We start from the raw sequence: 12,169 nt of genomic DNA, 5'->3' as shown, positions 1-12,169 counted from the left end.
CTCCCACCGCCGAAGCCAACGCCTGTCCGGCATCGGGCCCGCATCCGGCCGAATACCGCGTGCGCATGCTTGCCCCGCCCCGCATCAGCGTCAGCGCGTTCGCCCTGCGTCCGGCGGAGCGCCGGCGGTCATGCGCGTATAGTCCGCATTCGCTCCGGACGGCGGCGTCAGACTGTCCGCGGCCGCCCAATCGGTCGGCCCAGGCGACAACGCGTAACGCAACGTCCCGCCATTCGCGATCGAACCCAGCGGCAACCACGAGCCCGCGTAATCGGCGCCGTTGAGCTTCAGCGAGCGGACGAACCGCTGCGATGCGCGGCCCGTTTCGTCGACGGCCGGCGTGTCGGTCTCGATGCGCAACTTCTTGCCGTCGCCGAACCAGACTGTCATGCCGCCGAATTGCGGCGTCGACAATGCCAGCCCGGCCTCCGACGGAATCACGGGAAACATGCCGAGGGCCGCCCACACATACCAGCTCGACGTCGCGCCCATGTCGTCGTTGCCCGGCAGGCCGTCACGCGCGGTCGAAAACGCTTTGCTCATCACGATCGGGATCACGTATTGCGCCGCGCTCGGCGTGCCCGCCCAGTTGTAGGCCCACGGCGCTTGAAACGACGGCTCGTTGCCGATGTAGTAGCCGTTCGAGCTTTCGCCGCCGTTCAGTTGCGCGGAGCCGGGCGTGACCGAAAGCGCCGTATCGATCGAAAACAGCTTGTTCAGCCGCGTGACGGCGGCGGCCTTGCCCCCGATCGCATGGATCAGCGCCGTCCAATCGTGAGCGAAACTCCAGAAGTAGTTGGGTTCGGTCGACTCGTGAAACGAGCCTGCGGTCAACGGACCCAGCGTGCCGGGCACGGAGCCGGGTGGCGGCGCCGCGCGGGCGGCAAGCGTTTTGCTGGCCGGATCGTAGATGTTGGTCCACCATGACGCCCGTCTGAACAGCGAGTCGATATCGGCTTGCGTCACCTGGACCGACGGATCGGCCAGCACGCTCGCAGGCAGCGCTTGCAGGAATGCGGCAGCGGAACGGTCGCTATTGATACGCTCGATCTGCTCGGATGAAGGATGTCCGGAATTCGCACTCGTGTAGTAATGCGCTGTCAAATAGGCGGTCAGATTCGGCGCACTCGCATTGTCATTGCAGGCACTTGCCGGATTGAACGCCGACTGCTTCATCAAACGCGCGGCAGCCACCACGTCGAAATGCGTTGCGCCAAACTTGTACGCGCCTGCCATCACGTTCAGCGCGTTGTCGCCCGCCATCGGCGTCGAATCGTCGCTCGCATCGACCCAGTGCGGAAATGCACCGCACTGCAGCGCGTCCACCGTCAGCGATTGCATCATGTCGCCGGATTCGCGCGGCGCGAGCCATGCCAGCAACTGTGCCTGCGAACGGTAAGTATCCCAAAGCGAAAATCCCGTGTAATGCGTGCGGTACGATCCCGGCTTGCCGTCCATCTGGCGATAACGATAGTCCGCTACGTTGACGGTATCGCGAACGGGAACCGAGCCCGCCGGGTCCCGCTTCGGATAGCTGCCGCCGACCTTCGGCTGGCGCATGCTGCGAAAATCGCCGTTGACGTCGCTATAGACAGTCGGCGAGCCGAACACGTGGTAAAGCGCGGTATAAAACTTGGTCAGATTGTCGCGTTGCGCGCCGGTCAGCTTGGCGGGGGCCGCCGCTTGATCGATCTGCACGGCGTTCAGTCGGTCGTTCCATGCGAGCGACGCCCGCTTCCTCACGTCGTCGAATGACGCGTTCGCATTTTCCGCTTGCAGGTTGCGTTTCGCGTTGTCGATGCTGACAGCCGAAATGCCGATCTTCATGTGAACGGTCTTGTCCGCATCGGTCAAGTCAAATTGCAGGATTGCCGCGCCGTTGCTCGCAGTATTGAGCCGAGACGAACCCGGTTGCGCGCGCAACGGCTTGTCGAAAGTCGCATGGAAGTACACCGGTGAATTCCAGGGCGTGCCATAGGGCGTGCAGAACGCGGGAGCCACGCTTTGGCCGGATATCGATTTGCCGTCGCGGCCCACGGTCAACGCAACGTTGGACGAAGAGATCGGCGTCGCGCCCGATGCATCGCTGTTGCCGTTAAGCGTCGTGTCGATTGATAAAAACCCCTTGTTCTTGTCGGTGTAGCGAATGCGCGCGCTGCCGGTTCGCGCGGTCGCACTCAACTCGATCATGATGCCGGTGTCGAGCTTGACCTTGTAGTAGCCCGGCTCCGCGGCCTCGTTGCGATAGCTGTAGCCTGCGCCGGAGGGTCCCCACGCGCCCATGATCGGAGCGCCGTTGTCGTTCGGCAGCATGGCGACCGTTCCCTGGCCTGGGCAGCCGACGCCGGACAGATGTGTCATGCTGAAAAAATCGATGGTTCCGTTTGCCGACGACGCGGCAGAGAGATAACCGCCCGATCCGTTGAAATCGTGGCGCGGCGTGTTCGGTCCGAAAGTCACCATGCCGAACGGCACTTTGGCGCCGGGGTTGACATTGCCCGCATATCCGCTGTCTCCGGATACGGCAGTGCCGATCAACGGATTCACGTATTGAGTCAACGCCAAGTCGACCCGCTCGGGCTTTGCCGACTGCTGCCGGTACATCGCCGCCATTGACGATTCCGTTGAAACCGATCCCGGCGACAGGATGCCGGCAACAGACGGCCCGCCAGTTACCGTGTCGTCCCCGCCGCACGCGGCAAGCGCCGCACCGGCCAGCGCGGCAACAATCGACGATCGAAGATGCTTCATCTTTTATTTAGGATGTCAAATGTAGCGATCGATTCCATGCCGTGATGGTTGCAATACCGGCGTGGCCGAAAAGGATGAGCCGTTCGGAAAACCCGTGAACGCACGGCCCTCGGAATGTTTTGGTGGCAGTATTGGTTTCCCGGAATCGGCCGGGCAATCTGGGAAAACCCTGCCACGCTTCAGTTTAGCTTTTGCGCGGACATGTTTCGTGTCCGCGCGCACACCTGAACATGCGGGGCTTGCCGAAAAGAGCTTGCACGGTAAGTTCGATCGAACGCGAAGGCGCTGCCGTTTTCAACGCCGGCCTCTCTGTTCGCACTGGCGAAAATCCCCGCTCCCGAGCGCTTTGTCTCGGCACCGCCAGCCGCACCTCATGCATTCGTCACGGGGTGTTTAGCTTGTTTAAGTAATTGCAATCACGCGATTTCCTTGACAGCTCCGCCACGAATCCCATAGTTTGCAAACAACCCGACACGCAGATGTCGTTCGCCGTCGAATCCATCTGCGTTTACGGCCGATTCGATTAATCAGGAATGCGATTTTTATCTCGACTCTGCCGCTCGACCGGCGAGCGGCCACATGAACGCGAATGCATGCGGCGATAGTTCCGGTATGCCCATGCGACCATTCACGAGGACGATTCATGCGACGAAGCAATCATGCCGCACTGGCGGTATTGGCCGCGAGCTTGCTGCTCGCCGGCTGCAACGGCGATGACGGCACAGCGTCGCCGGCCGTCTTGAACGCCGCGAACAATCGGGCGGGCGCCGAGACTTCCGCACCCGCCGCGCCCGGCGAGGCGGTGCGCGCATCCGCGAACGCAAGCGATGTAGCCGAAGAGCGTAATGTGCAGATGGCGCTCACCCAGTACGTCAACCCGTTCATCGGCACGGCCAACGCCAGCGTGCGGGCAACCGACCCCGTGCCGGCAGGCGAGCGCGGCGGCACGTTCCCCGGCGCCACCACGCCGTTCGGCATGGTGCAATGGTCGCCGATGACGCCCAGCATCAAGCCCGGCGGCGGCAAGGATACGCCGGTCGGCTATGTCTACACCGAGAACACCATCATCGGCTTTCCGCTGACTCAGATGAGCGGCTCGGGATGCGACGGCAACTCGGGCGAACTGCCGATCATGCCGACCTTCGATCCGGCTGCCGTGGCGTCGAATATCGTCAAGCCGGTCGCGAACTTCAAGCACGAGAACGAGACCGCATCGCCAGGCTACTATCGCGTCGTCCTGAACGACGGCATCAAGGCCGAACTGACCGCCACCACGCGCACCGGCTTCGGGCGCTTCACCTTTCCCGCCAACACGCAGCCGGCTACGCTCGTGATCGATGCGACGCGCACCAACACCAAACCGTCCACGCAAGGCAGCATCGGCTACAGCGGCAATGACGCACTGTCGGGTTCGACCGTCGGCGGCGGCTTCTGCGGAGCGCGCAACTACACGGTCTACTTCTACATCCAATTCGATCGCAACATCGACAAGTCCGCCACCGACCTCGGCAAGGGCAATGCGAAAGTGCGCTTCGCCGCGAAGTCCGGCCCGGTTCTGATGAAAGTGGCGCTGTCATACGTCAGCGTCGCCAACGCGAAGCAGAACCTGGACGCGGAGAATCCGGCGAAAAACTGGGACTTCGACGGCGTGCGCAAAGCCGCCGACCAAACATGGAACAACCGCTTGAACACGATCCAGGTAAGCGGCGGCTCGATGCTCGACAAGCGCAAGTTCTATACGGCGCTGTATCACTCGATGCTGTCGCCGAACGTCAACAGTGACGTCAATGGCGAATACATCGGCTTCGATCAGAAGATTCATCGCGTCACGGGCAACCGCACGCAATACGTCAACTACTCGAACTGGGACACCTACCGCAGCCTGATGCCGCTGCTCGGCATGCTGTTCCCGCGCGAGACGAGCGATATGCTTCAATCGCTCGTCACCGATGCCGAACAGTGCGGCGCGATTCCGCGCTGGTCGCCGATCAACGTCGACCAGGGCATCATGCCCGGCGACTCCGGCGTGCCCGCCGTCGTCGGCGGTTACGCGTTCGGCGCGACCCGGTTCGATACCGCGAGCGCGCTGAAGTACATGAAGCTGGCCGGCAACAAGCGGGTCGTGCGCTGCGGCAGCACGATTCCGCGCGACGGCGACGACCGCATGAACGACCACCTGACGCGCGGCTACGTCTCGCTCAACCGCGGCTGGTGGGCGGGCTCGCTTACGCCGGAATTCAGCACGGTCGATTTCGCGATCGCGTCATTCGCAAAATCGCTGGGCGACGAAACCGCGTATCGCCAGTTCCTCGCGCGCGCCGCGCAATGGAAAAACATGTACAACGTGCAACAAAAGCAGATTCTGCCGCGCTATGACGACGGCTCATGGAATCTGTCGCCGGTGGCGAACCAGGACATGGTGGAGGGCAACGCCGAGCAATACACGTGGATGATGACGCACGATACGCGCGAACTCTTCGCGCTGTCGGGCGGCAACGACGCCGTCGTCAAGCGGCTGGACGCCTATTTCTCGAACCTGAACGCGGGCATGTCGCCGCCGCACTTCTATATCGGCAACGAGCCGAGCTTTTCGTCGCCGTGGCTCTACAACTGGGCCGGCGCCCCGTGGCGAACGCAAAAGGTGGTGCGCGACATCATCAACGGCAACGCAGACGAGAGGATCGATCCGGTATTCAACGACGGGCCAGGCGGCCTGCCCGGCAACGACGATCTCGGCGCGGTCTCGTCGTGGTACGTATGGGCCGCGCTCGGCGCGTACCCGGCCATCCAGTCGGTCGGCGGGCTCGCGCTGCATTCGCCCGTGTTCGACAAGGCCGTCGTGCGCTGGGCCGACGGCCACAAGCAACTCATCATCAACACGACCGGCAACGGCGCGCAATCGCGCTACATCCAAAGCGCGACGCTCAACGGCGCCGCGCTCGACGCACCGTGGGTCTGGCTGAAGGACGATCTGCGCAAGGTGGCGCGACTCGACATCGCATTGGGCAGCGCGCCGTCGCAGTGGGGCGCGGCGGCGGCGGAACGGTTGCCGTCTTACGGCCTCGACGGCTTCGTGAGCATCGCAGACGCGCTGAACAACGTCGGCACGGGCGCGAGAGGCTCGACGCCGGAGCAGGCCGCCGAAGGCAATACGTTCGACGGATCGGGCGCGCGCTATTCTCGGGATGCGCTCGCGGCGATCGGCGTGCGGCCGAACTCGCGGCTGACCCTGAACGGCTTGACGTTCGCTTGGCCTGACAGCAAAACCGGGCTCGACAACATGATCGTCCAGGGCCAAACGATCACCTTCGCCACGCCGGTACGCGGCAAATCGCTGTCGCTGCTCGGCAGCGCGAGCAACGGGCCATCCACCGGCAAGCTGGTGGTGACCTATGCCGACGGCACCCAAGCCACGCTCGAGCTGACCTTCGACGACTGGACCTTGAACGGCGGCAGCCGGCAGCCCGGCCCTTACAATACCGTCGTGCTGACGACGCCCACGCGTCTTCGAATGGACGGCACCGAAGACGGCGTGCCCGCCAAAGTGTTCCAGTGGACGCAGCCGCTCGATCCGGCGCGGCCCGTAAAAAGCGTGACGTTCCCTTATCAGGTCGATCGGGGACGCCAGCACGTGTTTGCGATGACGGTGGGCGGCTGACGGTTCGATCCGCTCGCCGGGCACGGGCCGGGTGCGTGACGCCGGCCCGGCCTGATGCGCGGGGGGCGAGCCCCTGCGCCTTCCGAACACCGGCCGGGCTGCGCTCCAATGAAACCCAGGGCCCGGTAACCGCCGTTGCGCCTGTGCGCCCATCGCGCAGCGGCCCGCTCCACAGACGACAAGCACGCCGTCGCCCCGCCTCTCTTGCGCCGCGAACACGGCAGCCGGCCCGATCACGACACGGGCTTAGCCGGCCGTCGCGAGACGCCGCGCGCGAATAAAACGAAGGTCCGCGAACGCCGCCGCTCCAGCAACGGCAGCCCCTCGCACACCGTCGATTTCCCAATTCGCCGGCCTCGCCGTCGCCAGAGTGTAAACTTCTGCCTTTTTTCCTCACTCGCGACATGGAGCAAGTCCCGCAGCGAAGCGCGCTCAGCGGACCCATGCTGATTCGCCTACTCGCTCGCCTGGCGGAAATCGACGTTTCCGAGCCCCGGCAACCGTTGTCCGACCGGCTGAGCCAATGGCTCGGCTGGACCGATGCGATCACGCTGTCGTCGGCACTGAACGTCAAGCCGCCGGCCACGGCCGATCACGCTCGGCCCGCCGCCGGCGTCGGCCGTGACGCCGAGCGTCTGTGCGCGCGCGCGCGTGCGTCGTTGGCCGATGCGATCGCCGGCACGGCCGACGCCAAGCGCAATCGCGCGCAGCCGCATCACGCGATCGCGCGGGATGCGGCCGCCACCGCGCCCGCCACCGCCGATTACGCGGAATTCCGCCAGCACTATCTGTCGATGCAACAGGTCATGCTGACGGATATCGGCACCTTGCGCGCGCGCTTGAGAAGCATGCTGGCCACGGCCACGCCACGCCTCGCCCGGCTCGCCGCACTGGACGCGGCCATGGAACAGGCGCTCGGCACGCGCGAACAAAAACTGCTGACGTGCGTGCCCGCGTTGCTCGGCACGTACTTCGCACGGCTGCGCGATGCCGAGCAGCAGGCGCTCGCGGCCGACGCTCCGGCTTCGCAAAGCAGCCCGCCCGTCGCGGCGGGCGCGTGGCTCGACACGTTCCGCCACGACATGCAGCGCGTGCTGCTCGCCGAGCTGGATATTCGTTTTCAACCGGTCGAGGGCTTGCTCGCGGCCCTTCGCACCCGCTAACTGGAGCATCATGTCCAGACATCGCTTCAACTTCAATCTCGTCGTCTTTCTGGCCGGTCTGGCCGTCGTCTGCTGGATCGCTGCCGGCTACGCCGGCTCGAACCTGCTCGCTCTCGCCGTCACTGCGTTGATTGGCGCCTGCTATCTGGCAGGCGCATTCGAGCTGCGCCGCTATCGGCAAGCGACAACCACGCTGTCGCAAGCGCTCGACGGCCTGCCCGAGCCACCGCCCGCGCTCGGCGCATGGCTCGAACGGCTGCATCCGAGCCTGCACGGTGCGGTGCGCCTGCGCATCGAGGGCGAGCGCGCCGCGCTGCCCGGACCTGCGTTGACGCCCTACCTCGTCGGCCTATTGGTGCTGCTCGGCATGCTCGGCACGCTGCTCGGCATGGTCGCGACGCTGCGCGGCACCGGCGCGGCGCTCGAAAGCGCAACGAACCTACAGGCAGTGCGCGCGTCGCTGGCGGCGCCCGTCAACGGGCTCGGTTTCGCGTTCGGCACGTCGATCGCAGGCGTCGCGACGTCGGCGATGCTCGGGTTGCTGTCCGCACTGTGCAAGCGCGAACGGCTCGTCGCCGCGCAGACGCTCGACGGCAAGATCGCCACGGCGTTGCACGTCTACTCGCACGCGTATCGGCGCGACGAAACCATCAGATTGCTGCAGCGGCAAGCCGAAGCAATGCCGGTTCTCGCCGAGCGGCTGCAAGCGATGATGGCGGCCGTCGAGCAACGCAGCGTCGACGCAAGCGAGCGTCAGCTCGCCAGTCAGCAAGCCTTTCTGAGTCATGCGCAAACCGCTTATGCGCATCTTGCGTCGTCGGTTGCGCAATCGTTGAAGGACAGCGCCGCGCAAAGCGCGCGTGTTGCCGGCGATGCATTTCAGCCGGTCATCGAAGCAACGATGGCGGGTCTTGCCCGCGAAGCGGCATCGCTGCACGACAGCGTCTCGCATGCCGTCCAACGGCAATTGGACAGCCTGTCGAGCGGTTTCGGCGCGGCGGCGGCCGCCGCCACGCAAGTCTGGAACGATGCGCTCGTCGAGCATCGGCGCACGAACGAAGCACTCGTGCAACATCTGCGCTCGGCGCTCGATCGCTTCGCGGAAACCTTCGATCAGCGCTCGGCCAGCCTGCTCGAGAACGTTTCGGCGCGCGTCGAAACCACGGCGGGCGCGGTATCGGCAACGTGCGACGATGCGCTCGCCCGGCAAGCCGACCTCAACGAGCAGTTAGCCCAGCGCAATCAGCGCGCGCTCGAAACCGCTGCGGCAACCTTCGAGCAGCATTGCGCATCACTGCTGCACACGCTCGGACAGTCGCATGCCGATTGGCACGCCGAATTGAAATCGCAAGACCAGCAACGGCTGACGGCCTGGACCGACGCGCTCGGCGAGATGGCCGCCAAGCTGCGCAGCGAATGGGAAAAAGCCGGCGCGCACACCGCCAGCCGGCAGCAGGCAATCTGCGACACGCTCGCGCAAACTGCCCGTGACATCTCGGCGCAAACGCAAGCGCACGCGCGCGACACGATCGCCGAAATCTCGCAGCTCGCACAAGCCGCGGCACAGGCGCCGAAAGCCGCGGCCGCCGTCATCGCCGAGTTGCGCGAGCGGCTGTCCGACAGTCTGGCCCGCGACACGGCGATGCTCGACGAGCGCGGCCGCCTGCTCGCGACGCTGGAGACGCTGCTCGACGCGGTAAACCACACGTGCACCGATCAGCGCACGGCGATCGACGCGTTGATCTCGACGTCGGCGAATCTGCTCGAACGCGTCGGCGGCCGCTTTGCCGATCAAGTCGAAGCCGAAACCGGCAAGCTGACCGTGGCCGCCGCGCAAGTTGCCGCAGGCGCCGTCGACGTGGCGAGCCTCGGCGATGCGTTCGGCGCGGCCGTCCAATTGTTCGGACAGTCGAACGACAAGCTGCTCGCCCATCTGGAACGCATCGAGGCCGCGCTCGACAAATCCGTCGCGCGCAGCGACGAGCAACTCGCTTATTACGTCGCGCAAGCCCGGGAAGTCGTCGATCTCAGCATGCTGGCGCAAAAGCAGATCATCGAGGATCTGCAACGGCTCGCGAACCAGCGTGCATCGGCCGGAGCCGAAACGGCATGAGCGACGAAATCGACGACGGCGCGCAATCGGGCGCGCCGATCTGGGCGGCCTTCGGCGATCTGATGTCGGTGCTGCTCGGCGCCTTCATGCTGATCCTGGTCAGCGTCATCGGCGTGCAGCTGGAGTTGTCGTCGCGGCTCGACGACGCGCTCAAGCAACGTCAGATGGAAGCGCAGCGCCGCCAGACGCTCGAGCAGGCGCTCGCGGGCCCGCTTGCGGCCGGACGCGTGACGCTCGTCAACGGCCGCATCGGCATCAGCGGCAGCGTGCTGTTCGCGCTGAATTCCGATCAGTTGCAGCCCGAAGGGCGCGATCTGCTGAAGAGCCTCGCCGGGCCGCTAGCCGCTTACTTGAAAACGCATGACGAAATCCTGATGGTCAGCGGCTTCGCCGACGATCAGCAAGTGCATGCGGGCAACCGCCGATTCGCCGACAACTGGGAGCTGTCGGCGCAGCGCGCATTGACCGTGACGCGCGCGTTCATCAGCGAAGGCGTGCCGTCGTCGTCGGTGTTCGTCGCGGCGTTCGGCTCCGAGCAGCCGGTGAGTGCGAATACGAGCGACGAAGGCCGCGCGAAGAACCGGCGCGTCGAGATTGCTCCCGTGCCGAGGGCGACGGCTTCCGGCGGTGAGCATCGTGAATAGCGTCGGCGTGCGTGCGCAAGCAATGCTCGACGCGTGGCGCGAGTGCGGTGCCGATCGGCTGGACCCGGTGCGCTTTCGCTTCATCGCCGCGCTCGCTCGGCGCGCGGCGAACCATAGCGGTGAGGCGCGCCGCCTGCTGGACGAGAAGTTATCCGAAGCATTGTCGTCCTATGCGAATGCGGTGGAACGGCACGCCGCGTCCATCGGCGGCGGGACCGCTCGAACCTCGCCGTCTGCAGCGGCGCATCCGCCCGCACGCGGCGAGTTGGGCCGGCTGATCGACGACATCGCCGCGCGGCATACGGCGCCGGATGACGATCGCGACCCGGCCCATCACGCATTGCACCCGCGTCATGCTTACCCGGAACTCGAGATGCTCGGCGCATTCCGCCAGATCTGGTCGAAACTCAGCACCGACAGGCAGTTGCGGCAATCGTTGAATCAGGTGCCGAAAAACGCCGGACCGCTCAATTCGAGCAGCCTCGTGCATCGCTCGCTTTTGTCGATGCGCGAGTTGTCTCCGGGGTATTTGCAGCAGTTCCTGTCGTATGTGGATGCGCTCGCCTGGGTCGAGCACATGACCGGCGACAACGCAGCGGCGGGCAACGACGCGCCACGCGCCGCCAATAGCAAAAAGCAGAAAAACCGTTCACGCGAGCGTTAGTGCCCGCCGGCCGATGCAGCGCCGCAATGCACGCAAGCGCAGCTTATATAAAAACGGGCGACGGCGCACTGCTCGCGCAAGCCGGCCCAAGAACGAACGAGACGTGAGAGCCATTGCATGTGTGCGCCATCAAAGCCGTTTGCGATGAACGATCACCGACGCCACCGAGGCATGCGCGTTGCCGCCTCGGCCGACCCCGCACCCTCACCCCCGGCTTTCGAGCCAATGCAGACTGAACAGCCGCGCGGGGTCGACCCAAACTGCCGCCGGCTGGAATCCCGCTGCCCTCGCCTGTTCGCGAAACCCGTCGACCGTGAACTTGTGCGAATTCTCGGTATGCAACGTCTCGCCCTCGTCGAACCGGAACGCAGTGCCGGCTACGCGCACCGTTTGCGCGCGCCGGCTGACGAGATGCATCTCGATGCGCTGATGCTCGGCATCGTAAAACGCTCGATGCGCCCACGCATCGAGCGCGAAATCCGCACCCAGCTCCGCGTTCGCTCGCTTGAGCAGATTCAAATTGAACGCCGCCGTCACGCCTGCGGAATCGTTGTATGCGCGATGCAGGATCGCCACGTCTTTCACTAGATCGACGCCGATCAGCAGCCCGCCGCCCGCCAGCAACACGGCCATGCGCCGCAGGAACGACGCGGCCTCGTCCGGCGAGAAATTGCCGATCGTCGAGCCGAGAAAGCAGCCGACGCGGCGCCCCGGCAGTTGCTCGATCACGCTCAATTGTTCGGCATGCAGATAATCGGCGACAACCGGCCGCACGTCGAGCCACGGATAAGCGTCGCGTAATGCGGCCGACGCATGCGCGAGATGATCGGCCGAAATATCGACGGGCAGATACCGCACGGGCGGATTGGACACGGCGCATGCATCGAGCAGAACGCGAACCTTCGAGAGCGATCCCGCGCCGAACTCGATCAGATTCGCGTCGCGGCCTATGCGCTCGGCAATCTCACTTGCGCTACGCTTCAGGATCGCGAGTTCGGTGCGAGTCGGATAGTATTCCGGCAACTCGCAGATCCGATCGAACAACGCGGAGCCCGCCACGTCATAGAAATACTTCGGCGCGATGCTGCGCGGCGAGCTACGCAATCCGGCCAGCAGATCGCGGCCGAACGCGCTCGTGCGCATCGCACTGTGCGCCGCGTGCGCGGCATCGTCGAT

Annotated in this window: 7 protein-coding genes; 5 read left to right on the top strand and 2 right to left on the bottom strand. The window is 65.0% G+C overall.

The window, feature by feature from the left end:
• Positions 1 to 90 precede the first annotated feature (90 nt).
• Positions 91 to 2,751: a GH92 family glycosyl hydrolase gene (locus tag AQ611_RS19150; RefSeq protein WP_069235690.1), complete on the bottom strand. Its 2,661-nt coding sequence runs from the start codon at positions 2,749 to 2,751 to the stop codon at positions 91 to 93.
• 643 nt (positions 2,752 to 3,394) lie between these two features.
• Here AQ611_RS19150 and AQ611_RS19145 point away from each other — a divergent pair.
• From AQ611_RS19145 to AQ611_RS19125, 5 genes are all read left to right on the top strand, one after another.
• Positions 3,395 to 6,409 carry a GH92 family glycosyl hydrolase gene (locus AQ611_RS19145; RefSeq protein WP_069235689.1) on the top strand — a complete coding sequence of 1,005 codons (3,015 nt, stop codon included), beginning with the start codon at positions 3,395 to 3,397 and terminating at the stop codon, positions 6,407 to 6,409.
• Between the two features lie 443 nt (positions 6,410 to 6,852).
• Positions 6,853 to 7,572, top strand: coding sequence for a DUF3348 domain-containing protein (locus AQ611_RS19140; RefSeq protein WP_231936070.1), 720 nt, complete (start codon positions 6,853 to 6,855; stop codon positions 7,570 to 7,572).
• A gap of 10 nt (positions 7,573 to 7,582) precedes the next feature.
• Complete coding sequence (locus tag AQ611_RS19135; RefSeq protein ID WP_069235687.1) at positions 7,583 to 9,685, top strand: DUF802 domain-containing protein; 2,103 nt, start codon at positions 7,583 to 7,585, stop codon at positions 9,683 to 9,685.
• Positions 9,682 to 10,329, top strand: a complete 648-nt coding sequence (locus AQ611_RS19130) for an OmpA family protein (protein ID WP_059514628.1) — start codon at positions 9,682 to 9,684, stop codon at positions 10,327 to 10,329. Before AQ611_RS19135 ends, AQ611_RS19130 begins: the two co-directional genes overlap by 4 nt.
• The gene (locus AQ611_RS19125; protein ID WP_069236400.1) at positions 10,322 to 10,993 is read left to right on the top strand and encodes a DUF2894 domain-containing protein; all 672 of its coding nucleotides are present in this window, start codon (positions 10,322 to 10,324) and stop codon (positions 10,991 to 10,993) included. Before AQ611_RS19130 ends, AQ611_RS19125 begins: the two co-directional genes overlap by 8 nt.
• Positions 10,994 to 11,197: 204 nt before the next feature.
• Here AQ611_RS19125 and egtD read toward each other — a convergent pair whose 3' ends face one another.
• Entirely contained in the window at positions 11,198 to 12,169 is a 972-nt protein-coding gene (egtD, locus tag AQ611_RS19120) for an L-histidine N(alpha)-methyltransferase (protein WP_082711818.1), read from the bottom strand.

Origin of the sequence: Burkholderia singularis (genome assembly GCF_001718875.1) — a bacterium.
GTDB lineage: Bacteria > Pseudomonadota > Gammaproteobacteria > Burkholderiales > Burkholderiaceae > Burkholderia > Burkholderia singularis.
This window is presented reverse-complemented; position numbering and strand designations above follow the sequence as displayed.